Origin of the sequence: Calothrix sp. NIES-2098, from assembly GCF_963875125.1 — a bacterium.
Lineage (GTDB): Bacteria > Cyanobacteriota > Cyanobacteriia > Cyanobacteriales > Nostocaceae > Aulosira.
Genome location: NZ_CAWNKJ010000001.1, coordinates 767,248 through 791,441 on the forward strand (window position 1 = coordinate 767,248; position 24,194 = coordinate 791,441).

At 43.2% G+C, this 24,194-nt stretch carries 18 protein-coding genes; 8 read left to right on the top strand and 10 right to left on the bottom strand.

Features of this window, described 5'->3' with window-relative positions; genetic code table 11:
• Positions 1 to 326 precede the first annotated feature (326 nt).
• Positions 327 to 878 carry a ribosomal protein S18-alanine N-acetyltransferase gene (gene rimI, locus AACU33_RS03215; protein WP_096587013.1) on the bottom strand — a complete coding sequence of 184 codons (552 nt, stop codon included), beginning with the start codon at positions 876 to 878 and terminating at the stop codon, positions 327 to 329.
• Positions 879 to 970: 92 nt separating this feature from the next.
• On the opposite strand from rimI, the gene lysA reads away from it, so the two are divergent.
• The 3 genes from lysA to AACU33_RS03230 all read left to right on the top strand — a co-directional run bounded on the left by lysA (position 971) and on the right by AACU33_RS03230 (position 4,325).
• Positions 971 to 2,374, top strand: coding sequence for a diaminopimelate decarboxylase (gene lysA / locus AACU33_RS03220; protein WP_096587014.1), 1,404 nt, complete (start codon positions 971 to 973; stop codon positions 2,372 to 2,374).
• Positions 2,375 to 2,655: 281 nt separating this feature from the next.
• The gene (gene cdaA / locus AACU33_RS03225; protein WP_096587015.1) at positions 2,656 to 3,579 is read left to right on the top strand and encodes a diadenylate cyclase CdaA; all 924 of its coding nucleotides are present in this window, start codon (positions 2,656 to 2,658) and stop codon (positions 3,577 to 3,579) included.
• Positions 3,576 to 4,325: an isoprenyl transferase gene (locus AACU33_RS03230; RefSeq protein WP_096587016.1), complete on the top strand. Its 750-nt coding sequence runs from the start codon at positions 3,576 to 3,578 to the stop codon at positions 4,323 to 4,325. The genes cdaA and AACU33_RS03230 overlap by 4 nt, the downstream gene beginning before the upstream one ends.
• Before the next feature lie 67 nt (positions 4,326 to 4,392).
• Here the strand turns inward: AACU33_RS03230 and AACU33_RS03235 are convergent, their stop codons facing one another.
• The gene (locus AACU33_RS03235; RefSeq protein WP_096587017.1) at positions 4,393 to 4,665 is read right to left on the bottom strand and encodes a DUF3143 domain-containing protein; all 273 of its coding nucleotides are present in this window, start codon (positions 4,663 to 4,665) and stop codon (positions 4,393 to 4,395) included.
• A 20-nt stretch (positions 4,666 to 4,685) separates the two neighbouring features.
• On the bottom strand, positions 4,686 to 5,219 hold the full coding sequence (locus tag AACU33_RS03240) for a DnaJ domain-containing protein (protein ID WP_096587018.1): 534 nt from the start codon (positions 5,217 to 5,219) through the stop codon (positions 4,686 to 4,688).
• A 75-nt stretch (positions 5,220 to 5,294) separates the two neighbouring features.
• On the opposite strand from AACU33_RS03240, the gene AACU33_RS03245 reads away from it, so the two are divergent.
• Positions 5,295 to 5,693, top strand: a complete 399-nt coding sequence (locus tag AACU33_RS03245) for a COG3650 family protein (protein ID WP_096587019.1) — start codon at positions 5,295 to 5,297, stop codon at positions 5,691 to 5,693.
• A gap of 74 nt (positions 5,694 to 5,767) precedes the next feature.
• On the opposite strand, the gene AACU33_RS03250 is transcribed toward AACU33_RS03245, so the two are convergent.
• The 3 genes from AACU33_RS03250 to ppsA form a co-directional block, all read right to left on the bottom strand.
• Positions 5,768 to 6,505: a hypothetical protein gene (locus tag AACU33_RS03250; protein ID WP_096587020.1), complete on the bottom strand. Its 738-nt coding sequence runs from the start codon at positions 6,503 to 6,505 to the stop codon at positions 5,768 to 5,770.
• Positions 6,506 to 6,765: 260 nt separating this feature from the next.
• On the bottom strand, positions 6,766 to 7,296 hold the full coding sequence (locus AACU33_RS03255; RefSeq protein WP_096595109.1) for a universal stress protein: 531 nt from the start codon (positions 7,294 to 7,296) through the stop codon (positions 6,766 to 6,768).
• 132 nt (positions 7,297 to 7,428) lie between these two features.
• Entirely contained in the window at positions 7,429 to 9,888 is a 2,460-nt protein-coding gene (gene ppsA, locus AACU33_RS03260; protein ID WP_096587021.1) for a phosphoenolpyruvate synthase, read from the bottom strand.
• Positions 9,889 to 10,292: 404 nt separating this feature from the next.
• On the opposite strand from ppsA, the gene AACU33_RS03265 reads away from it, so the two are divergent.
• Positions 10,293 to 10,541: a hypothetical protein gene (locus tag AACU33_RS03265; RefSeq protein WP_096587022.1), complete on the top strand. Its 249-nt coding sequence runs from the start codon at positions 10,293 to 10,295 to the stop codon at positions 10,539 to 10,541.
• A 222-nt stretch (positions 10,542 to 10,763) separates the two neighbouring features.
• On the opposite strand, the gene AACU33_RS03270 is transcribed toward AACU33_RS03265, so the two are convergent.
• The gene (locus AACU33_RS03270; protein WP_096587023.1) at positions 10,764 to 11,633 is read right to left on the bottom strand and encodes a polyphosphate kinase 2 family protein; all 870 of its coding nucleotides are present in this window, start codon (positions 11,631 to 11,633) and stop codon (positions 10,764 to 10,766) included.
• An 87-nt stretch (positions 11,634 to 11,720) separates the two neighbouring features.
• Positions 11,721 to 12,206: a hypothetical protein gene (locus tag AACU33_RS03275; RefSeq protein ID WP_096587024.1), complete on the bottom strand. Its 486-nt coding sequence runs from the start codon at positions 12,204 to 12,206 to the stop codon at positions 11,721 to 11,723.
• Positions 12,207 to 12,456: 250 nt separating this feature from the next.
• Here AACU33_RS03275 and AACU33_RS03280 point away from each other — a divergent pair, with 250 nt between their 5' ends.
• A complete protein-coding gene (locus tag AACU33_RS03280; protein ID WP_096587025.1) occupies positions 12,457 to 13,167 on the top strand; it encodes a Uma2 family endonuclease in 711 nt (236 codons plus the stop codon).
• A gap of 67 nt (positions 13,168 to 13,234) precedes the next feature.
• Here AACU33_RS03280 and AACU33_RS03285 read toward each other — a convergent pair whose 3' ends face one another.
• Both AACU33_RS03285 and AACU33_RS03290 read right to left on the bottom strand, forming a co-directional pair.
• Complete coding sequence (locus tag AACU33_RS03285) at positions 13,235 to 14,002, bottom strand: Imm42 family immunity protein (protein WP_096587026.1); 768 nt, start codon at positions 14,000 to 14,002, stop codon at positions 13,235 to 13,237.
• 2 nt (positions 14,003 to 14,004) lie between these two features.
• On the bottom strand, positions 14,005 to 19,290 hold the full coding sequence (locus AACU33_RS03290) for an eCIS core domain-containing protein (protein WP_096587027.1): 5,286 nt from the start codon (positions 19,288 to 19,290) through the stop codon (positions 14,005 to 14,007).
• A 331-nt stretch (positions 19,291 to 19,621) separates the two neighbouring features.
• On the opposite strand from AACU33_RS03290, the gene AACU33_RS03295 reads away from it, so the two are divergent.
• Both AACU33_RS03295 and AACU33_RS03300 read left to right on the top strand, forming a co-directional pair.
• Entirely contained in the window at positions 19,622 to 20,797 is a 1,176-nt protein-coding gene (locus AACU33_RS03295) for a CHAT domain-containing protein (RefSeq protein WP_339375726.1), read from the top strand.
• Between the two features lie 134 nt (positions 20,798 to 20,931).
• Positions 20,932 to 24,039: an NB-ARC domain-containing protein gene (locus AACU33_RS03300; RefSeq protein ID WP_096587028.1), complete on the top strand. Its 3,108-nt coding sequence runs from the start codon at positions 20,932 to 20,934 to the stop codon at positions 24,037 to 24,039.
• The last annotated feature ends 155 nt before the right edge of the window (positions 24,040 to 24,194 follow it).

The window sequence follows — 24,194 nt, forward strand, 5'->3', positions numbered from 1 at the left end:
TCGCAGAAAATGTGTTTTTTTCATGAAGTTGCTTAAAAGTCAACCGCAAAGTTATCAGAAGTTTGGCAGATAGTGAAGAGGCAAGAGGGCAGGGAGACAAGGGAGTGTGGGAGAGGGTGGGGAGACAAGGGAGAAAGAACCAAGGACTCTGGACTCGGGACAGTTGACTAATACCCCAATTTGGCTAGTGGCTATTCCTATCTACCCACAAAGGTATGAAGTCTACTGCCGAATTCTCATGAAATTTCTACGGTTCATAGTACAAGAGTCGATCGCTTGGAAATGTTGACTATTAACTATTGAGTAGTGATTTTCAGGATGTAGAGCTACGGAAAGAGGAATTGCCAGGAAGATTTTTTGAGGCGATCGCTTACCATAGTTTGCCAGGAGCGCAAAGTTGCTTGAAAGTGTGGCTGCTGAAGATCTGACATCCAAAGAATCAAGGCATCTTCGTCATTATCCTTATAGTAACGCCGCCGTCGCCCAGCTGTTTTGAAGCCAAATTTTTGATATAAAGATATAGCCGCTAGGTTGGAAGCTCGAACTTCGAGGGTAGCTCGCTCCAAACCGCGATCGCTAGCTGTCTTGAGCAGGGAATAGAGTAAAGCTTGTCCCAAACCTTGACAGTGATATTGGGGATGTACTGCCAAAATTGTGATGTGAGCTTCTTCCAAAATTGACCAAAAACAACCCATCCCTAGCAAACTCAAGCTAGAGACCGGGGAAAATAAACCAAGTAAATCGCTGTTAGGACTATCCAACTCTCTTTGGTAGCCTTCCAATGTCCAAAGACCGCCAAAACAGGCTTTATCAAGTTCTAGCACTGCACCCAGATCTTCTGATGTCAGTGGTTGAATTTTTAAGTCTAATGAGATCACATTTATTTGAATAAGATTACAAACCCTTTGTAAACTGGGAATCGGGAGACTAACTCACGCCCATAATTTGAACAAGGACAACTCTTATAGTTATGGTATCGACTCACCCTATTGGGGTTCAACATACTGGTAGTCAGTATTTACCTCCAAGGCGTAACACTTCGCCCAATCAAGAACTCCTACCCTTGACGGCTAGAGTAAATAGTCATGGCTGCTTGGAAATTGGTGGGTGTGATATCACGACCCTAGTGCAGCAGTTTGGCTCACCCTTATATATTTTAGATGAAGAAACCCTGCGTTTGGCTTGCCAGCAATATCGGGATGCTTGCAAGCAATACTATCAAGGGGAATCTCAAGTACTATATGCTTCTAAAGCTTGGAATTGTTTAGCAATTTGTGCGATCGTCGCCTCCGAAGGATTAGGAATCGATGTTGTCTCTGGTGGGGAACTCTACACAGCCCTGACTGCTGGTGTTAGTCCAGAGAAAATCTACCTCCACGGTAACAATAAATCTCGCCCAGAGCTAACTTTAGCGATCGAGTCTGGTGTCACCATTGTGGTAGATAACTGGTATGAGTTAAAAACCTTGGTTGAGATAGCTCAGGCGCAAGCAAACAATTCTGTTCTTGTGCCGATTCGCATTATGTTACGACTAACTCCAGGTATCGAATGCCACACTCATGAATACATTCGCACGGGACATTTAGATAGTAAATTTGGCTTCGATCCGAACGATTTGGACGAAGTTTTTACGTTTGTGAGCCAGCAATCAGCTTTGAATTGTGTCGGTTTACACGCTCATATTGGTTCGCAAATTTTTGAACGCCAACCCCATCAAGATTTAGCAGCTGTAATGGTGCAGTGGTTGCAAGATGCAGCTAAGTATGGTTTAAATGTGACAGAGTTAAATGTCGGTGGTGGTTTAGGGATTCGTTATATAGAATCAGACGATCCACCGAGTATTGAAGAATGGGTAAAGGCAATTTGTGAAGTAGTGCAAGAAGCTTGTACAGCAGCAAATCTAGCCTTACCTAAGTTATTATGTGAACCAGGGCGATCGCTAATTGCCACAGCTTGCGTTACGGCTTACACTATTGGTTCATCCAAAGTTGTTCCCGAAATTCGTACTTACGTGGCAGTTGATGGGGGTATGTCAGATAATCCCCGTCCAATTACTTACCAGTCAAAGTACCGAGCTGTAGTCGCGAATAAAATTGCTGTTCCCTTAACCGAAACTGTCACAATTGCTGGTAAGCATTGTGAATCAGGAGATATTTTGATTCAAAATGCCCAACTCCCAAAAACTGAACCAGGAGATATTCTCGTAGTTATGGGAACTGGTGCTTACAATTACAGTATGGCATCAAACTACAATCGCTTGTCCCGACCGGCAGCAGTTGTAGTGGCAAACGGCGAAGCAAATTTAATTTTGCAGCGCGAAACCTATCAAGACTTGATTCGGCAAGATTGTCTACCAGAAAGACTTAAGAAATAGTCAAAAGTCCACAGTCCAGAGTCCAGAGTAAATTAATGTTCGCTCTTGACTTTTGAACGCCACTTCAAGGCAGTTGCTACAACGAGAGAACCCTACGGGTGACGCTCTTTCGTCGTTAATTCTGTGAAGATTGCCAGTCGGCTGCGGAGGAAAAACGCCACTTGCTACAACGCAGTGGCTCCCCTCCCGTAGCACTGGGTTCACCGCAGTGGCTTCCTAGACTATTGACTCTGGACTATTAATTCACTGTATTTTAGAGGCAAAATCGTAATCCAGATGTCATGAGAGATTGGTGGAAGCAATGGCTGACAAACCTGGGATGGTCGCAGTCCTTGCTGCTTGGGACTCTGGATATTGTATTCGTGTTGGCGCTGACGTACATGATACTAGTTATTATTAGCGAGCGCCGGACGCTGTGGATGGTACGAGGATTTATTATCTTGATGCTAGCCTCAGCACTCAGTAATAGATTGGGGCTACCACTATTAAATTTCGTACTAGAAAAGTTAGTAATTGGCTGCGCGGTAGCAATGGCAGTTGCTCTCCAATCAGAATTTCGGCGATTTTTAGAACAATTAGGGCGTGGTGAATTCCGCCAATTATTTCAACCATCCAGTCTGGCAGTACCTAAATCAGATAGTGTAATTGATGAAATTGTTGATGCAGTCAAAGAACTGTCAAAAAACCGGATTGGAGCTTTATTAATTTTGGAAACTACAGGCCCAATTGACGAGCGAGATTTTTCTGTACCAGGAGTAAGGCTGAATGCTGAGGTTACTAAAGAATTAATTCAAACAATCTTTCAACCAAAAACTTTGTTGCATGATGGAGCAACTTTGATACGTGGTTCACGGATTATCTCATCAGGTATAATTTTACCACTTTCGGGACGCACAGCCTCGCGCCAGTTGGGTACACGCCATCGGGCTGCGATGGGAATTACTGAGCGCGTCGAAAATTGCATCTGTGTCGTTGTATCAGAAGAAACTGGTTCTATTTCCTTAGCGGAACGGGGAATTCTAAATAGACCGCTGACGATTAGGAAACTCAAAGAGACTTTAGAGACTCTATTATCCCCAACAGTAGATCGGGAAGCTGTGGCTCCTGGTTTGTTAAGCTTGGGACGTCAGATTAGTAGCAAGGGACTAGCCCTAGTTTCACGGATACTCGGATTACCATCGACCGCTTCTCGAGATAAAAAATGACAGCACAACAAACTCAACTGCAAGAATTGCCCCCTGGCTTAAAACGAGAACTACTGCCCAAGCACGTTGCGGTAATTATGGATGGCAATGGTCGATGGGCTAAACGTCAAGGTCTACCCCGAATTATGGGTCATAAGCGGGGAGTAGATGCGCTCAAGGATTTACTGCGTTGTTGTAAAGATTGGGGAATTCAGGCGTTAACAGCTTATGCTTTTTCCACAGAAAACTGGAAAAGGCCTCAGGAAGAAGTTGATTTTTTGATGACTCTATTTCAAAGAGTTCTACGCCAAGAACTGCGGGAAATGGTAGAGGAGAACGTCCAAATTCAGTTTGTTGGCAATTTAAATGCTCTACCGCGATCGCTCCAAGCAGAAATTTCTCGTTCAATGGCAGAAACTCAGGATAATCGCAGTATCCGGTTTACAGTTGCCACAAATTATGGTGGAAGACAGGAAATTTTACAGGCTTGTCGCGCGATCGCTCAAAAAGTCCAGCAAGGTTTGCTACAACCTGATGAAATTGATGAAGCGGTATTTGAACGCCACCTTTATACAGCAGGGATTTCCGATCCAGATTTATTAATTCGTACTAGTGGCGAAATGCGTTTATCAAATTTCCTGCTCTGGCAGATGGCTTATGGAGAAATTTATATCACTGAAACTCTCTGGCCAGACTTTGACCGCGAAGAATTTCACCGCGCCTTGTCTGCCTATCAGCAACGAGAACGGAGATTTGGCAGCGTGTGAGAAATTAGGAAGACAAGGGAGTGTGGGGAAGGGAGAAACGATCAATGCCCCATGCCCCATGCCCAATTCACGGCCCAGAAAAAACCGCCTGTTCGATATCTTCTCGGCTCAGGGAATATTTGAATGAGCGTTGAATATCTTGCTTATTTTCTCCAGCTTCGATGTATCGCACAGTCAGTTGCTCAACATCAAGGGAGAGATCAGCTTGCCAATTGGGGCGTTTGACGTGCCAACAATGTAGCTGTGCTTCATCTTGTTTACAGCCCTGGTCTTTGAGCCATTGCTCAATTTGTGGCAGCGTATGGTTATAAAGGGGAGCATCAGGAGGAAGAAAAGCCATAATTAGTTAAAAATTCAACCTTAACAATAATAATTTTTAATTTCCCAAATGCTAGCTGATGGCGACAGTTGATTAATTTGCTGTAGGGTAGCAGGCGTTTGTGGTAGCTGTTGTGTTTGGAAAGCAGCTTCACCGCGCATCAAACCAATAGCGATCGCCAGTAACAGACAACCCAAAAAAGTCAAACCCAAAATAAACAAAGCAAAAATTTCGCCTGATGACAGAGGGCGATCGCTAGCATCAAGGTAAGCTGATTTTGACCAGTCATAGGTATTTGTCACCGGATGGTTTAAATCAGCGGGTGCTTGAATTACGCCAAAGCGAGAATAGCCAATTTTCAGGTCGTAGCTTAACCTGCGTTCTGGGTTGCTTAGGGTAGCGTAGGCTTCATTGATCTGCTGAAATTTAGCAGTAGCGACAGTGGCAGGTAAGTCGGTAGTATCAGGATGATAGCGTTTACTCAGTTCTCGATAAGCGCGACGGATGTCGATTACCGATGCCGAGGGATGCAGTCCTAGCAGGGAGTAATAAGTGGGTTCACTGCTTTGTGGCATTGCCCCATGATGATTCACGGCTGATTGAGTCACCTTGCACTCAAGTTTTTCTTAATATTGTAAACCTCAATTTCTATGAAAACCTTTATCTCATCTATTGCGATCCTTGGGTTTAGTATTAGCTTATTGTCGATGCATGGAAATGGTATGGCTGTTGCACAAACTGCCAATAGTGAAGAATTTATCGCTAGAGGTACAGAACCATTTTGGAGCGTTACTGTCAGCAAGCGGGGAATTGTCTACTCTTCACCAGACGCACCAAAGCAAACGTTTCCTTATGTCACACCCTTAAAAGCAGAGGGTCGTCCAGCTAATTTGGTGCGAGTCTATCGATTAAAGGGTAGAGCCAGCAATATCTTAATTATTAAGCAAGTTGACACATGTAGCGATGGTATGTCAGACAAAAATTATTCTTACTCAGCAACTCTCATTCTAGGTAATCGGGTTTTGGATGGTTGTGCTGAGAAGAAATAGTGAAAATTGCAAGACTAGATACCCAACTTTTTTAAAGGTCGGGTATCTAAATGCGTGATATGTTAGCTACTTTATCAAATTGCTTCCTTAGGAAAAATCAGCGGCTCATTTGGCGCTAAGTTAATTTGATAGCTCCCAGTGGTTAAAAACTTGGTATTGACAACTTCTTTGTAAGTTTCTAAATCTTTTTGCCAATTACCAATTACCTGAACTAGATTATTTAAGCGCTGCACTGGATCGTCTTGAGCTACTGCGTGGCTGACATTAGCAGAGAACAAAATTGCTGGAAGTAAGGATTTATCTGGCAATTGTAGTCCAACTTCATTAACATCCAAGAATAGTTGGGCTTCTTTAAGGGTGTAAATAAACCGCAATGCAGCTTGCACAGGAGATGTCCCATACTCTTGCCAAGGGCCAGGTTTCAGCAGGTTGCCAAAAATGTAGTTACGAGGTGTGCCATTTTCCCGATCGAAAAGCACGTAGCCCCTAAAATTAATGCTAACCCCCTGATAGCTGACCTGAGTCAATGTCTCAACATACTTACGAGCTATTAGCGGGATAGACACATCTTGAGCTTCTTTATTGGCAATTATTTCAGAGAATACAATTCTATTGACTTCTGCAATTATACTCACACCGTTTTGGAAAACTACTTGAGCCGCAGCATTCGTTAATATTGGTGGTCGAGCCAGTTCCCAATCACTAGGAACAATGCCACTATATTTGAGAAAGTCTGCTGTCAAAACTGTGGGATTCTGTTGTCTAACTGCGATCGCTATCACAAATTCTTGAACATCTAAATTCTGACTCATATATTCTTTGAATTATTTGTTACTTCGGTGATTACATAAATGTGTTGGTATAATAACTTAATTTATTTCTTATTTCAATAAATTTAATCGCAAATTGCTACATTATATTTTTATGTATTCCAGAGTAGAAAAATTCTTAAGCATGATGTAACAGTTACTAGTAAATTGCGCTCCTAAAGGAGTTGCAGAAAAGGGAACAGCAACGATTTTGTTAGCTGTTCCCTGTGGTATAACTACGTGCAAGACGAATTCTTAAAAAATTAATAAGCTGATTCTACAACTGCTGGTTGTGGGGTTTGTGTAGTGTCTTTACTTACTCCTTGTAAGGTCAAAACTGAACAAGAGGCATGATGCAATACATAATTACTGACGCTACCTAAGAAAAATTCCTTGATTCCACTCAATCCCCGACGGCCTATAATAACCAGATCGGCTTGCCATTTATCTGCTACTTCACAAATCATCCGACTGGGGTCGCCAAATTCTTGAGTATATTCAGCGTTTACACCTTGAGCGATCGCTTTATTGGTTAACAATGTGAGGAATTCTATTCCCTCTTGTTTTAATGATTCCCACTGTCCCAAATAATAGTTCACATCGTCAGTAGTAAAGGGTGGATAGATGCCATCTGTCGATACACCTGGGGGAGTGGGGTAGCGCTCATCAAAAGGTGAAAGTACATACACTATCATTAATTCCGCATTAGTTGCTTTAGCTAAAGATAGAGCTTGCTCAAAAATTTGCTGACCAATTTCCGAGTTGTTAACAGCAACCAAAATTTTGTGAAACATAGTGATTAGTCCTTTGTCATTTGTCATTGGTCATTCGTCTCCCTTGTCCCCCTTGTCCCCCCACACTTCCCACACTTCCCACACTCCCCACACTTCCCATACTCCCCACACTTCCCACACTCCCTCATCTCCTTACTTCCCTGCTTCTGTAGTGGCGATTTCCAGCAATGTCTTCAGCACTGAGTCAGGGTTAAGACTAATTGAATCAATTCCTTCTTCTACTAAGAAGCTGGCAAATTCTGGGTAATCGCTGGGTGCTTGTCCGCAAATACCGATTTTACGTCCGTGGTGTTTGACTGTGCGAATGGCTTTAGCAATCATCCGCTTGACAGCTTGATTGCGTTCGTCAAATAAATGCGCCACTAACTCGGAATCTCGATCTAGTCCGAGAGTTAATTGTGTCAAGTCATTTGAACCAATGGAAAAGCCATCAAATACCTGACAAAACTCGTCTGCTAGGAGGACGTTACTAGGCAATTCACACATGACGTAGACTTGTAAATTGTTTTCTCCGCGCACCAAACCATGTTTTGCCATCTCTGCCAATACACGCTGACCTTCTTCTGGAGTACGGCAGAAAGGTATCATTAAAATTACATTGGTTAAGCCTTTTTCGTCTCGTACTTGCTTCATCGCCTGACACTCTAGAGCAAAACCTTCACGATAGCGATCGTCATAGTAACGAGAAGCACCACGCCAGCCAATCATCGGGTTTTCTTCTTTGGGTTCAAATTGTTGACCACCCAAAAGATTGGCGTATTCGTTACTCTTAAAATCTGATAGACGGACAATTACAGGTTTTGGATAGAAAGCTGCTGCTATAGTGCCAATACCTTCAGCTAATTTATCAACAAAGAATTGTGCTTTGTTTTGATATTCGCCAGTTAACTCAGCTATTTTGTATCTAGCAAGTTCATCATCTAACTGCTCGAAGTGAAGTAATGCCAAAGGATGTGCTTTGATTTGGTTAGCAATAATAAATTCCATTCTTGCTAATCCCACCCCATCATTAGGAATAGCTGCAAAGCCAAATGCTTCTTCCGGATTGCCCACATTCATCATAATTTGGGTGTGGGTATGGGGTAATTTTTCTAGCGGTAATTCTTGAATTTCGTAAGGTAATAAACCTGGGTAAACTTTTCCAGTTTCACCTTCAGCACAACTGACGGTAATTTCTTGTCCAGTTTTTAATACAGTAGTGGCATTACCACAACCAACAATCGCCGGAATTCCTAATTCTCTTGCAATAATCGCGGCGTGACAGGTGCGTCCACCAGAGTTAGTGACAATCGCACTGGCACGTTTCATAATTGGTTCCCAGTCGGGGTCAGTGCGGTTTGTTACCAGTATCTCTCCCGGTTGAAACTGATGAATTTGATGTACATCTAAGATGACTCTAGCTTTACCATTGCCAATCATCTCACCGACGCTTCGACCTGTAATCAGAGGTACAAGAGGCTGAATTTCTTCAGCTTTCGGCACTAAGTGATAACTGCGCAGCACATTTTCCTGCTTCTGGGACTGCACTGTTTCTGGGCGTGCTTGGACAATAAATAGTTCATTACTAATACCGTCTTTCGCCCACTCAATATCCATTGGCGTATAAGTACCACGCACTTGGGAATAGTGTTCTTCAATAATGCAAGCCCAATTAGCAAGTTGTAAAATTTCCTCATCATTGAGCGCAAATACATTACGTTCTGAGGGTACAACGGGAACATTTTTAGTTAATTTTGAGCCGCCTAGGTCATAAACCATCTTAATTTCTTTACTACCAAGGCGCTTTTTGAGAATAGGTCGATATCCTTGTTTTAATGTAGGTTTAAATACTAAATATTCATCTGGATTAACTGCTCCTTGAACGACGTTTTCACCTAAACCGTAAGCAGCAGTAATTAAGGCCGCATCTTTAAAACCTGTTTCTGTGTCAATCGAGAACATGACACCCGAACAGGCTAGGTCAGAACGTACCATTTTTTGGACGCCTACCGATAAGGCAATGTTGAAGTGGTCGAAACCTTTGATTTGCCGATAGGAAATGGCACGGTCAGTAAAGATTGAGGCAAAGCATTTGTGACAAGCTTGTAATACAGCTTCGAGTCCGTGGACATTTAAATAAGTTTCTTGCTGTCCTGCGAAGCTGGCGTCGGGTAAGTCTTCAGCCGTAGCACTGGAACGAACTGCAACATCGGTATTGGGTTCATACTGGTGACAGAGATTTTGATAAGCTTGAGCGATCGCTTCCTGCAATTCTACTGGAAATGGCGTTTGCAGCATGAGCGATCTAGCTTGTTTCCCGCAACGCCGCAGATTATTGACATCTTCAACATTGAGATCTGCAAAAATCTCTCTGAGTTTTGTTTCCAAGCCTGCCGCAGAGATAAAGTACCTATAAGCGTAGGCAGTAGTTGCAAATCCTGTAGGAACTTTTACCCCTTTACGCCTGAGTTGCTGAATCATTTCTCCCAAGGAAGCGTTTTTACCACCTACTAAAGGAATATCTGCAATCCCAACTTCACCCAAAAGCAACACTAAGGCTTGTTCTTTGGAGACTTGGCGTTCTGTTTGTTGATTGTGCAGCATTTCTAGCATGGTTTAAATTCCTTAAACAGATAGAGATACTTAAGAGGTATGTAGTAAATTTTTCTTCTCTTAAGCCCCACACTTATGGTTATACGAAGATAATTTGAGGATCTTGTGAGGATGTCATTCATCTCATTTGCTGCCTTAAACAACCTGAAACATAGCTATATAAGCAAGCTCTACATTTATATAAGACTATGGCGGTGCATTTATTAGATATCTAATTGATGTATTGCGAAATATATATAAATATGACGAACTAGTAAAAAACTTAACCTTCCTCACAAGTTCCTCACATTTCAAAATTATTGTTGATTCATCAAGAGTGTTTTTTATATCTCACTAGTTATATTTCTTTGTTCCCAAGATCCAGAGTCTTCAGCCTGCTTTATTAATAAAAGGATGTCATAAATATGAGTTACTGTCCTTGCTGTTCTGATGTGCTGTTAAAACATATACGCGGTTCTGAAGTTTACTGGTTCTGCCGCCACTGTTGGCAAGAAATGCCAAAATTAGAGTTAAACTCTAGTTTATTCCCAGAAGCAGCCATAGAGGAATTACCTAAAGTTCTGCAACATCAAAAAAAAGTTAATACCAATGTTTTTACAAGTAAACGTAAAAGTAGAAGCGGGTGGATAGGTATACACGATATACCTGCTTAAGAACTATATAGAATGAGTTTGAGCAGCTGCTCAATCAATGCTGCTCTAATTAACTCTACAGGATAAAACTGTGAATGCGGCGATTTCTCGCTGCATTTTGGATTAAATAGGTTGGCATAATTCAAGATAAATACCAAGGGTGTCATTTGCCCTTAGCCATTTGTGAGCTAGTGCGTTTTAATAACTAATTAAAATCTAATATTTTTCAATCTAAATCAATAGTTAATCTTCGCTCTCTAACATTTGCTTCGCCTGCAGAAGTTGCTGCTGATGTTCCTCACTTACACTAGGATATTTTAAATTCAATTCTTTTAATTTTGTGCAAATGATATCCGCAACTGCCAGGTGTGTAAACCATTTGCGATCGGCAGGAATAATATACCAAGGTGCCCATTCAGTGCTAGTATGCTGAAAAGCTTCTTCATAGGCATTCATATAATCATCCCAAAAAGTTCTTTCTCGCACATCATTGGCAGAAAACTTCCAATGTTTTTCAGGTGATTCAATCCGTGCTAAAAAGCGTTTTTTCTGTTCGGCTTTGGAAACGTTCAGAAAAAATTTGAGGATAATAATACCATTATTAACTAAATATTTTTCAAAATTATTGATTTCCTCAAAACGCTGTTCCCATATCTCCTTTCCCTTAGGAAAATGAGGAAGTTGTTGATTTTGAAGAATTTTTGGATGCACGCGCACCACTAATACTTCTTCATAGTATGAACGATTAAATATCCCAATCCTGCCGCGTTCTGGTAAAGCCCTCATTGAACGCCAAAGATAATCATGGTCTAATTCTTCTGCGCTTGGTGATTTAAAACTAAAGACTTGACAACCTTGAGGATTAACACCAGTCATCACATGTTTAATTGTACTGTCTTTACCAGCAGCATCCATTGCCTGAAAAATAATCAGCAACGCATAGGTATTTTGGGCGTAGAGAATATCTTGGTAATAAGCTAGTCGTTGAATATCTGCCTCTAATTTGCCATCAGCATCACTTTTTTGCTGATAATCAGCCTTATAGGCAGGATCGTATTGCTTTTGTAAAGAAATCTTCGAGCCTGGTTTAACAATAAAAGCATCATGATTCATATCCAATGGCTCCTCAAGGTGTATATACCCAGCCACACTTGGAATTATAAAGTATTAAAATTATTAAAATATCTTTACTTAGGAAGATTAGCGTTTTTGTAATTTGCGCGGTTTGCGGATCGGACGCATAGCCTCTCTACCCAAGATAAACATCCCCGCTACGCCTAAGCAGACAAACCAAACATATTGATACCAACATTGCCGGATCTGCTCAACTGTACTGAATTGTAGATTTAAAGTCTTCAAGTGCAGCAACAATATCAGTATCATTAGTGCGCCAAAACCGACAAAGCTTAACCCAACCCGAATTCTTGCAGGTCGCAGTTCAAAGTCACCTATTTCCTCTAAGTCAATTTCTGCTAGTTCTTTTAAAGATTCCTCAGCTACAGATGAGGCTGTTTGTAATTTATTACTCAGCTTGGGTGGTAAAATCGGTACAAGTTTTGCTACAGTGGGGCGACGTAGTAAAGCCTCAGTATCTCGCAGCAATACCAAAGGTTTACGAGCATTAGGAGATCGCAATTCCATGTTGTCTGTAGCAGTTGTGGCGGTAGGCTGTCCTTCAAAATCCATACATAGCAAGCCTCAGAATAACTTGAATATAAATAGCCTAGCGAATCAGCTAGTAGCTATGCAAATATTTGGCAAGCAAGTCATCCGAAAGCATGAGGACGAGGACAACAGGACATGGTACTCGTGTGCTTACAGTGGAAAATGGAGTTTAAATAAGTGAAATATAGTGTAGGTTGAAATTATCCTCAGATAAGTTAATTAGGTAGAATTAGATTTATCTTGTCCCAATAGTTGCAGATTAGAAATTATTATGTCTTCTGCTCAAGACTTAGCAATGATTTCAGAAGACGCACCAGAAGATGTTATATTTCCTCCAGGCGACTTATACAGTGATGAACCGCCTTTGGAAACAGAACTACACTTGCGGCAAATACTGCTGTTGATTCAGTGTTTGGAATGGTGCTGGCAAGAGCGTCAAGATTTCTACGCTTGCGGGAATATGACAGTATATTACAGTCCTCGTCAGCGTAAATCTGAGCAATTTAGAGGCCCTGACTTCTTTGTAGTTCTCAATACCGAACGCAAAACACGTAAAAGCTGGGTAGTTTGGGAAGAAGATGGCAAATACCCATATGTAATTATAGAAATTCTTTCTGAGAAAACGGCTGCTACTGATAGAGGGTTGAAGAAGGAAATCTATCAAGATATTTGGCGAACTCCTGACTATTTTTGGTTTGACCCAGAAAGTTTAGAATTGAAAGGATTTCATTTATTAGACGGTCGTTATCAACAACTGCAACCAAATGAAGCTGGTTGGTTGTGGAGTCAGCAATTAGAGTTATATTTGGGGATTCAACAATCAAAACTGCGCTTTTTCAATTCTGATGGACAACTGATACCCACACCCGAAGAAGTCGCACAACAGGCGCAGCAACAGCGCCAACAAGCCGAACAGCAGCTTGCAGAAATGAAGGCTATGCTTGCTCGGTATCGGGAAAGATTTGGGGATTTATCGGAGTAAGCGATCGCACTTTTAAATCGTATAATATTATCAACTTGATGACACAGTTTTGATTATCGGTTTCCATTCACTTAAGAGAGGATGGCAACAGAGCAATAAATTCCTCTTCGGTCAAAATCGGAATGTGTAAAGATTCTGCTTGAGCAATTTTATAACTCCCTTGAGAATTAGTATCACCTAACACCAAAAAAGAAGTTTGTTCAGAAACTTTTTGGTCTATGCGACCACCCAAACGGCGTATTAAAGCTTGAATTTCTGGACGTGATATTTGTTTGTAATTTCCCACAAGTACAAATACATCATCCGAAAAATAATCAGATAATGAATCGTAGTTTATTAACGGATGAATCCAATCGAGAAAAGCTTGTATAACTGTCTCGTACTCAGCAGATGCTAACATGATTTCGTGAATATTTTTGGTTTTAAAATCCTCCCAAATAAACCGTTCTCCTTCCGAAGATTCTATTAGTACAGCAAACTCCCCATCAAATGCCTCACTACCGTTTGGGCAAATACAAAATTTTTCATAACGCTTCCTTTGCTGAAAATTTTGCTGAATAAATCCCTCATATTCTAAATTTCTATACAGAATGCTACGAATAGTATTCAGCACCTCTCCAGCACTACTAGTACTTAATAACTGATCGGTTCGTTTGCCTTGAAAACGAAGAGTTTTTTGGAAAAAATTGGCAACAGGTGGTAATAGCACAACTTGATCGTAATTACCTAAACGCATACTGCTAGACCATAGGCAAATTTTGCCAAACAAGTACTGTGGTGTAGAACTATCCAGCTCACTTTCAATGGCAAAACGTTGTTGTAAACCAAAAATCATGGCTATTTATTATTAATTTCTGCAAATCGTTTTCTAATATATGATGGCACTTCTAATCCACGTGGAGAATTTTCTCTACCATTCCAATGCACACCTGGATCGTTACCTCCATTTGGCTGATATCGATAAATTTCGCCATCAGCATTTTGTCCATACCAATTTTTCCCTTGTTCATCAGGAATTGCTGTTTTGTAAACACTAGCAGCATCCTCCGGCAAAGGTGTTGTCATAGAACCTCCACCTCTAAAGTTAGGACTGGAGGGGTCGTGATGTCCTGGATTTGTATAGTCTGGTTTCGGCCCGTGATAGGCTCCCTGTTTTCCAGAGTGTCTAGCCTCTGTCAAATCTCGTTGGATCTGAGTTAGTTCATTTTGTTTCTCTACTGGATCGGTGTTTTTTTCTGCTGCATCCAGCCGTTCTTTAATATTTTTATCTTTAATAACTTTATTAGCTGGATCGTTCAGTTCTTCAGCATACTCCTGGCGGAGCCTTCTAGGCTCATCAGCAAGTCGATTAGCTTTCCGAAGATCTGCTAATTGTTGTTCAATCTCTCGATATTGCTTTGCTTTGTTTGATTTAGAATCAACAGAAGCTTCTATATCGTTGATCCGTTTTTCCAGATCGGGACGTTGTTCAAGCTCTTCACTATATTTACGACGTATTTTGTCACAGGGTGATGCACAAACTCGGCATCCACCATCTTCGGTAACTTGTACTTCTCGCTGACCATCAAGGCTAGGTTCGTCAACTTCAACTTTGGTACTCGATTCTGCTTCTGTCGGTTGTTTCTCTGTACTTGATTGTGACTCACCTTCTGATTTTGGAGTTTCGGTATCAGCTTTAGATTCTGTCGGAGTCGGTTCTTCCTTAATTTCTGGTGTTTCGCCTTTAGCTTCAGGAGTTTCACCTTTGACTTCTGGTACTTCGCCGCCAACTTTAACTTCGGGTGCTTCACCACCCTTAAATAAGTTTTTCGCTCCCTCCCAAATAGATTTAGCCAGTTTAGCAGCCAGCTCGCCAATGAGCATGAGCGCTCCAGTAATAGCTAGTGTTAAAGTACTACCAGCAATGTGACTGTAGTCTTCCTCGTCTTGCTGTGGGGTATTTTCTCCAGCACTGAGGTCATATACAGACTTGGCAATGACGGCTCCTTCGGTTGCTACCAAGGCAATCACTAATCCCTGTCCGACTTCACCTGCAAAAGCGGCTCCGGCTAAGGCTCCAGGGAGCGCACCCGCACCGCCGAAGAAAGCACCAATAATAGCGCCAATTAAGACTGAGCCAATGAAGAACCAGCCGTAAAGGTTGCCTAAAACGCCATTCATCAATTGACTCATTTTGAGATAGCAGTCAATGGCGTTGCTAATTTCTAGCTTGCTGGCGCTAGCAACACCTAACTTGATTTGTGCCCAAATCTCTTTCAAATCTTTCCAAACCGCAGGCCAAGGCCAGAGTAGGTTCCAACCTGTTTTTTTGACCTCTTCCCACCAGTGATTTTTGAGATGTTCCAGTGCCTTGTCTAAATGGCGCAAAATCCCTTTAATGTGTTTTTGAGCAGACCCTCCTAGCTTTTGCCCTTCAGCGTCAATTGAGGCATAGGCTTGGCCGGGAACTTCCGCAAGCTTCTCACCCAAAGCTGCTTTGATACCCTCAATTACCGAATTGGGGTCATCATAAAGTTTTTGCGCTCCTTCTAAGAAATGACTGTGTTCTTTCAACCACTCCCAGAGTTTTGCTAAAGCTTCTATCGCCTCGAAGGGAAGTTTTGCTAGAAACTCTAGTCCATCAAGCATCAAATTGAAGGAAGCTTGAACTACCGACAATGCTGTATCTAAGGCTAAACCAACTGCATCTAAAATCGCATCTGTAGCCCGTTTTAGGGCTTCCGCTGCGGCGTTGACAGCCTCAACTGATTTGTCTACTTTGTCATCAATCCAAGCTCTGGCTTTGGCGGCGGTTTCGGGAAAGGCAAATAAGGCAACAGTAACTAGACCTTTGACAAATTCCCCAAATCCTTTGATTAGACCAACGATCGCACTTCGCGCTGCATCAATTAGTATGCGTACTGCTGCTTTGGCAGCATCGATGATGCCTTTCACAATCTTGCGCAGACCGTCAAAGATGGCATTTACTGCCGAGCGAATGCCGTCAAATACATCTGATACAGCACCTTTAACTCGATCCCACCAACTGCGAGGTCTGTTATCTGCCTCTCGTTTTTTCTCTGCTGCTTGCGCTTCTGCTTGTTGGCGTGCAGCATCAGCTTTCGTTTCTGCTTCTGTAAATTTTTGATCGGCTTGTTGTTCTGTGGTCTGAACTTTCTCGTGAATTTGGCGATCGATTTCCAAGCGCTTCGCATCTGACTGAGAAGCATATTTCTCTTGAATTTTCAGGTTTTCATCCTGCCATCTTTGCCGTTCTGCATTCACCTCGGTTCGCGCCTGTTGTCGCATTCCTTCTTGCTTCAATCGCGTCTGTTCAGTTTCTTCAGCAATCCGACGTTGTCCGTCTGCACGCGCCTGTTGAGATTCCTTTTGATAGGCTGCTTGATTCAAGCGATGTTCTTCTAGCTGCTCGTTGACTTTTCCCTGTAGCAAGGGAGAAGCATCTCGATCTAAGCTCATCCGCATATCATCGGGAATCGCAGGCGGATTCAAAGCACTACCAGCTTTTGCCCCTTGAGCAGCAGTTGGTTTATAGTTCGGTCGGAGCTTTTGAGTGGGTACGGTGGGGAAAATGTTGTTCTCGCCAAAATCTGCGGTTGTTGCGGCGTCGGCTTGTGTCTTACGACTACTAACTTCGCGATCGGATTCTTGTTGATATTGTAAATTCTGATTGGGATCGGCTTCTCCACTCAGGTCAACTCGCTCGCGCGGGCCTGCTGAGGTTGATAAACCCGGATCGCTTGTCGGTAGAGAGCCAAGAAAATTACGCACTCGGTTAAATAGCCAATTCCACCAACTACCACCTTCATCATCTTTCGGTTCGGAAGCAGCTGTAGAAACTTGACTCCCTGGTAACGGGCCTTGAGCTACTTCATGCTGAATATCAGCATTCTGAGTTGGATTTCCTCCGCCAGTAACTTTGAGTTGGGGAACTTGACCTGTTTCTAAGGTGACAGATGGAGCTTTGTTTGCTCCAGCTTTGCGTGGTAAACCTGTTGGCTGATCGACTTCTGGAAAACTAGTCTCCAAGGTGGCTTTTTCTTGGTTTTGAATTTGCGCACTCGCAGCTTTGGCAGTTGTCAAACTCTGACTAAAGGCACTAGCGGGGGTATTTGCCAAAGATTGCAGCAATCCTTCAGAACTGCTGGTATCTAATGCGGGGGTTGGTGGTGGCGTAGTTCCTATGTCGCCACTACTGGGCATAGTCTGACCGTCTTTCGCTCCAGATACAGCCTCTCCCTTGTTACTCTCTGGAGTTGATTTAGCTACTGGTTTCACTTCAGCAGCAGCTTGAGGTGCGGCGTGAGAATTTGCCTCATCAGGAGTAGTTTTTGGAGCTATTTTAGGAGATACAGCAGTATCATCAACCTTTTCTTCAGTTGTAATTTGAGGAATGTTGACAGGATTATCTGTTGAGTTGGCAGCATTCAAAGGTGCTGGCTGTTGGTTGTCATCTGTAAGGTTTGCAGCATCATTAGGCTGACGTTTGGCAAGAATCGAAATATTGCTGAAATTGTGAGTCAGAGATATTGGCTGAGATTGTTGATTTGCGTTGGCGTAGCCCGCCGCAGGCATCGCCTCTTTTGGCTTTCGCATGACTCGATCGGCTACTTGTTCTGCTTCCTGTTCAAATGCATCTGACGGATCGCTGATGGAAACGCCTGCATTTGTAGCCGTCCCTGCGACTGCTCCGTTGGCTTGCTGCACTGTATGCACGACTTCATGGGCAATTAAATGCTGACCTTCAGAAGAACTAGGGTTATAACTACCCGCACTGAAAAAGATATCTTGACCGCTAGTAAAGGCGATCGCATTTACCGATTTATTCAAGCGATCGGCTTCAGTGTTAGTGTGAATCTTGACTCCAGATAAATCAGTATTTAAACTCTGCTCTAAATGCTGTTGAACGCCTTTGTCTAAACTGCTACCACCGCTAGATGCTGCCTGTTGAATGCGCTGCCCAATCGATGGTTCAGAATTTGCTTGTGGAACATCTGCAAATCTTTGAATCTCAGGTTGGGGCGGCCTGCCAATTGCACTGGGAGAAGATGGCCCAAATCCTAAACTCGGTGGTAACAATCTCCCGACATCAACGTGCATCCCTAACATTAAGTTGTCGCCGCCTGTATTCATCTCTAAGCGCAACCATTTCAATCCAGGTACAGGTATGGTTTTGCCATTCAATTTATCTAGTGCGAATTGGCGAGCGTTGGGATCGGAAAGCACTCCTGCGAGTGCGCCTGCACCAATTAATACAGTAGTGCTGACCACAGCAACCTGTTCGCCAGTTCTTAACCTTCCCCAGTCTTGAGAGATGCGATCGCTTGCTTGGGTTTGCAATGAAGTTAAAGCACGATCGATTCCAGGCACAGCCATAATCGCTGACAGCAAATCTCCGGCTGTGGCAGTTCGGGGAGTTTCCGGCCCCTTACCCGCAGGTACAACTGGCGAAGCAGGCGGTGGCGTTGGGGTGGCAAATGGATTTAGCGTGTTAGGGCTGGTTTGATTTGGTAAAACTCCTAAATCGATCTGGTTCAGTGCAGGTAGAACCGTTGCCGGATCTAGCTGTTGCTGGATATACTGCATTGCCATTGCTTGCAACTGGGGATCGAGTTGCAAATGCATATCCATACCCAACCGATAGCGTGAAGCAGGGTCGGGAGGTTGCAGCAGTGAAGGGGGCGAGAGTTGGTAGTTGGGAACAGGTGGTAAACTGCTGGTTTGATCTCGTTGAATTAACGTAGCGTCTGTTGTGCGTTGCAGTTCTTCTTCTTCCTGTTCGCAAGCAGCACATTTACGCTGCACGACTTCTGGGGTAAACGGCTGATGAGTTGTTTCTAGTTGGGTTGAGAGTTTGGCTTGAGGAGAAAACAGCGATATTCGACTAATGTCGTGACCGGGAAGTTTTTCTGCGATCGCATCTGGTTCCGATAATTGCTCGCTAGCAGACTGCGCTTCTTGAAAGTCACTTCCTACCTGAGTTGTTGTTTGCACTGGCACATGATTTGTTACCGCAAAACCGCCTGTTGGGTTCGCCAGCGTTGGTGTTGTTGGTGAGACCAGCGATGGATTTGAAGAAGTGGATATCCCTGCTTTCTTGCGCCCAATCATGCGATCGCTCATCTCACTATTCCTCTTGGCTATGCGATTTTTTTAGTGCCACCACATTGCGAATTGATCAATATTACAACTTGTGCAACTGTCAGCGCTTTCGACTAAGGTCTAAATTTGACTAATACGCTTGTGAAGTTGGATCTCATCGCACAGATGGCGATCGCCGTTTCACCATGACAACTAGATTCTGCCGCACAAGTGTAGTATAATTCTGCCGTCAGATTGGGCACATCAGCGCAATGCCGATGCGATTTTAGTAAAAGGCATGAACTGCAAGACGAAAAATGCCTAAAATTATCCATGAAGCTAATCAAAAAGCTGACAGTAGGGTTGCTCGAAAGTGAATATCAACCAAAAACAGCGATTGGAAAGACAACGAGATTCCCTGCAAGATGAGTGGAATCTGAGAAATGAGAAGTTAACGCAGTTGCGGCGTGCGCTGATAATTGAAGCTGGGGCTGCTGTTAAATTTCAGCTAGAACAACAAATCCAAGCTGAGGAAACAGAACTCAAACGCTTAGAGCAAGAATTAGATAACATTGAGCAAACTCTCTCCACTACAGTCGAGCAAACTTCTTCCCAGCCAAATTTTGCCCAGCCTCCGATCGCTCCATCACAAGAAGACCAGAATCAAAGCCGCGATCTCTCAATGAAACCCAAAAAAATCCTGATATTAGCCGCAAATCCCAAGCAGACGGTAAGATTGCGCCTGGATGAAGAACTGCGTGATATAAAAGAAGGCTTACAAAGGTCGCTGAATCGGGATAACTTTGACCTCCGCTACGATTTAGCAGTCCGTCCTAGAGATATTCGCCGCGCTATTTTGGATTATCGACCAAATATTATTCACTTTTCTGGGCATGGAGTGGGGGTAAAAGGATTAAGCTTTGAGGATGAAACGGGAAAAGAACAGTTAGTTACAGGAGAAGCATTAGCTGGTCTTTTTGGGCAGTTTTCTAACCAAGTAGAATGCGTGCTATTGAATGCTTGCTATTCGGAAGTGCAAGCAAACGCCATAGTTCAGCACATTAATTATGTAATTGGGATGAATGATGCAATTGACGACAAAGCCGCGATTGAATTTGTTGTGGCTTTTTACGATGCACTTGCGGCTTACAATAGGGAATACGATTCAGGTTCGCCTGTAGAGTTTGCTTTTAATATTGCCCGGAATGCCATTGAGTTAGCTGGCGTGTCTGGCGAGTCGATTCCTGAACTTAAAAAAAAGCCTAATATTATAGATAAAACACCTAATTTACCAGTTGTGGAACCACCTACTAATAAACAAATTCCCGGACAAACTAAGATTTTTATTTGCCGTAGGTTGACGCAAGACTGGCAAGATTTAGCCGATTATTTTGAGATTCAACCACACGAACGTGCTGGTTTCAAACCGGGAAGAGAACCTCACAGTATTTGGGAGTGGTTAGAGCAAAGAAATCGACTTGGTGAATTAGAATCAGCTTTGATTGAGATTGGGCGAGAGGATTTAGCCCAAGAATTAAAAAAAAAGTAGTTGATGATGTTGTCCCTAATCGCCAACTGTTAGGGAATCTTTGCAACGTTCCAGAATTACCACCGCACTTTTTATCCCGTGAAGAAGAACTTGCACCCTTAAAAGACAAAGTATTATCTTCAACAAAACAACCTGTGGGGATTACAGGCAAAAGTCGCCGTGTTGGCGTGCAAGGTATGGGTGGAATTGGTAAAACAGTCTTAGCTACAGATCTAGCGCGGGATGATGAAGTTAGACAGGCGTTTCCTGATGGGGTATTTTGGATAACATTGGGACAAACGCCTCAGATTTTAACTTGGCAATCCTATCTGGCTTCGGCGTTGGGCGAGAAGCAAGCGGCGTTTACTGAGGTGGGAGTAGCGAAAGCACGGTTGCGGGAGTTGTTTGCCGAGAAAGCTTGCTTACTGATTGTGGATGATATCTGGCATTTAGAGGATGCGACGGCGTTTGATGTGTTGGGCGAACGCTGTCAGATGTTAATTACTACCCGTGATGCGGCGATAGTCACGGCGTTGGGAGGAGAAGAATATCAGCTGGCGGTTTTAGGTAAACAACAGGCGTTAGAACTGTTGGCAGATTGGGCAAATCAGCCTGTAGCAGAGTTACCAACGACCGCAACAGAGGTAGCACAGCAATGTGGGTATTTGCCGTTGGCACTGTCCCTCAATGGTGCAATGGTTAGGGATGGTACACCGTGGTCAGATTTGTTAGAAGCACTCAAGGAAGCTGATTTAGAGTTTTTTGAACATCCTCATGGCAGCATCTTGAAATCAATTAAGATTAGCATTGAGGCACTGCCACCACAAGAAGTACAAAACTATTTAGAACTAGCAGTTTTCCCAGAAGATACACCTGTACCGGAAGCGGCTATTGTCAAAATTTGGTCGCATAGCAATAGATTAACAGAATATCAGGCTCGTCAATTACTGACGAATCTAGCGCGCAAAGCCTTACTCCGCACTACAGGTAAATCTCCTCAACGTCTAGTAGAACTGCATGACTTGCAATACATGTACTTGCGGGGTACAGTATCAAATTTGGCAGAATTGCACGCCCAGCTTTTAAACGCTTACAGCGAAAAATACCCCCAAAGCTGGCATAGTTTAGAAAATGACGGTTATATTTTGCAGAATTTAGCCTATCACTTGCAAGCGGGGGGAAGGAAAGGAGAATTACAACAACTGCTGTGTGATTTTCGCTGGTTACAGGCAAAGTTGGAGAACATCAATATTAATGCTTTGATAGCAGATTATGATTTTTTGCCGGAGGATGAGAATTTACAGTTAATTCAAGGTGCTTTGAGGCTATCGGCACATATTTTGAATGAAGATAAACAGCAATTGCCAGGGCAATTATTAGGTCGGTTGCTGGGTTTTGAAAGAGAAGAAATTCAAAGATTGTTAACTCAAGTGCAGCAATGCAAAACGCCTGGCTTACTTCCCCAAACAGCAAGCTTGACTTCCTCAGGTGGTTCCTTAGTACGTACTTTAGCGGGTCATAGTGCTTGGGTAAAAGCAGTCGCCCTGACTCCTGATGGCAAGTACGTGATTTCTGGTTCTGCTGACAAGACTCTAAAAGTCTGGAATTGGCAAACTGGTGAACTACTGCGTACCCTAACGGATCATAGTAACTCAGTGAAAGCAGTTGCTCTCACTCCAGATAATAAGTATGTGATTTCTGGTTCCGATGACAACACGCTCAAAGTCTGGAATTGGCAAACTGGTGAACTACTGCGTACTCTTACGGGTCATAGTTACTGGGTAAATACAGTTGCCCTCACTCCAGATGGTAAGTACGTGATTTCTGGTTCTGCTGACAATACTCTAAAAGTCTGGAATTGGCAAACTGGCGAACAACTGTGTACTTTGCTCGGTCATACTGGTCGGGTAAATGCAGTTGCCTTGACTCCAGATGGTAAGTACGTGATTTCTGCTTCCCATGACAACACGCTCAAAGTCTGGAATTGGCAAACTGGTGAACTACTGCGTACCCTCACAGGTCATAGTTACTTGGTAAATGCAGTTGCCTTGACTCCAGATGGTAAGTACGTGATTTCCGGTTCCGGTGACAGCACCCTCAAAGTGTGGAATTGGCACACTGGAGAAGAAATTCGTACCTTGGTTGGTCATTTTTCCTATGTAAATGCAGTTGCCCTGGCTCCTGATAGCAAGTACGTAATTTCTGGCTCCGCTGACAACACCCTCAAAGTGTGGAATTGGCACACTGGAGAAGAAATTCGTACCCTTCAGGATCATAGTTACTGGGTAAATGCAGCTGCTCTTACCCCGGATAGTAAGTATGTGATTTCTGCTTCTTCTGACTACACTCTCAAAGTGTGGAATTGGCAAACTGGTGAACAACTGCGTACCCTTGAGAGTCATGCTTACTCAGTAAATGCAGTTGCCCTGACTCCTGATGGCAACTACGTGATTTCTGGTTCTTGGGACAACACCCTCAAAGTGTGGAATTGGCAAACTGGTGAACAACTGCGTACCCTCACGGGTCATAGTTACTGGGTAAAAGCAGTTGCCCTTACCCCAGATGGCAAGTATGTGATATCTGGTTCCTCTGACTACACCCTCAAAATCTGGAATTGGCAAACTGGTGAACAAGTGTATACCCTTGAAAGTCATACTTACTCAGTAAATGCAGTTGCTTTGACTCCTGATGGCAAGTATGTGATATCTGGTTCCTCTGACTACACCCTCAAAATCTGGAATTGGCGCACTGGTGAAGAACCACGCACCCTTAAGGGTCATAATCACTGGGTCAATGCAGTTGCCGTGACTCTTGATGGTAAATATGTGATTTCTGGTTCTACTGATAACACTCTGAGAGTCTGGAATTTGCAAACTGGCAAAGAACTGCGTACCCTAGTAGGCCATAGTGGCTGGGTAAACGCAATCGCCCTCACTCCAGATGGCAAGTACGTGATTTCTGGTTCTGGTGACTCCACCCTGAAAGTCTGGAATTGGCAAACTGGCGAAGAAGTAAGTACCCTAGTAGGTCATAGCGGCTGGGTAAATGCAATCGCCCTCACTCCAGATGGCAATTATGTGATTTCTGCTTCTTCTGATCACACTCTCAAAGTCTGGAATTGGCAACCTAGAGAAGTAATTGCTAGTTTCACAGGAGAAAGTCCAATATATTGCTGTGCTGTTGCACCTGATGGGGTGAGAGTTTCTGCTGGAGAGAGATCGGGAAAGGTGCATTTTTTGCGGTTACAAGTTCCAAAAGAGTAATTCGTAATTCAGAAATGGGGATTCTGTTTGAGCCAGTTATGGTGAATGGGGATAATATCGAGTCCGGTTAGACAATTGTCATGGCTAGCGTTGCAAAACAATCCGCGATTTTCGCGATCGCCTGTTTTAATTTCCTTCCCATCACCATGATTGTG

Excerpts from the sequence above, each read along its gene's own strand:
- lysA (WP_096587014.1), top strand. The coding sequence starts at position 971 with ATGGTATCGACTCACCCTATTGGGGTTCAACATACTGGTAGTCAGTAT.
- cdaA (WP_096587015.1), top strand. The coding sequence starts at position 2,656 with ATGAGAGATTGGTGGAAGCAATGGCTGACAAACCTGGGATGGTCGCAG.
- AACU33_RS03230 (WP_096587016.1), top strand. The coding sequence starts at position 3,576 with ATGACAGCACAACAAACTCAACTGCAAGAATTGCCCCCTGGCTTAAAA.
- AACU33_RS03235 (WP_096587017.1), bottom strand. The coding sequence starts at position 4,665 with ATGGCTTTTCTTCCTCCTGATGCTCCCCTTTATAACCATACGCTGCCA.
- AACU33_RS03240 (WP_096587018.1), bottom strand. The coding sequence starts at position 5,219 with ATGCCACAAAGCAGTGAACCCACTTATTACTCCCTGCTAGGACTGCAT.
- AACU33_RS03245 (WP_096587019.1), top strand. The coding sequence starts at position 5,295 with ATGAAAACCTTTATCTCATCTATTGCGATCCTTGGGTTTAGTATTAGC.
- AACU33_RS03250 (WP_096587020.1), bottom strand. The coding sequence starts at position 6,505 with ATGAGTCAGAATTTAGATGTTCAAGAATTTGTGATAGCGATCGCAGTT.
- AACU33_RS03255 (WP_096595109.1), bottom strand. The coding sequence starts at position 7,296 with ATGTTTCACAAAATTTTGGTTGCTGTTAACAACTCGGAAATTGGTCAG.
- ppsA (WP_096587021.1), bottom strand. The coding sequence starts at position 9,888 with ATGCTAGAAATGCTGCACAATCAACAAACAGAACGCCAAGTCTCCAAA.
- AACU33_RS03265 (WP_096587022.1), top strand. The coding sequence starts at position 10,293 with ATGAGTTACTGTCCTTGCTGTTCTGATGTGCTGTTAAAACATATACGC.
- AACU33_RS03270 (WP_096587023.1), bottom strand. The coding sequence starts at position 11,633 with ATGAATCATGATGCTTTTATTGTTAAACCAGGCTCGAAGATTTCTTTA.
- AACU33_RS03275 (WP_096587024.1), bottom strand. The coding sequence starts at position 12,206 with ATGGATTTTGAAGGACAGCCTACCGCCACAACTGCTACAGACAACATG.
- AACU33_RS03280 (WP_096587025.1), top strand. The coding sequence starts at position 12,457 with ATGTCTTCTGCTCAAGACTTAGCAATGATTTCAGAAGACGCACCAGAA.
- AACU33_RS03285 (WP_096587026.1), bottom strand. The coding sequence starts at position 14,002 with ATGATTTTTGGTTTACAACAACGTTTTGCCATTGAAAGTGAGCTGGAT.
- AACU33_RS03290 (WP_096587027.1), bottom strand. The coding sequence starts at position 19,290 with ATGAGCGATCGCATGATTGGGCGCAAGAAAGCAGGGATATCCACTTCT.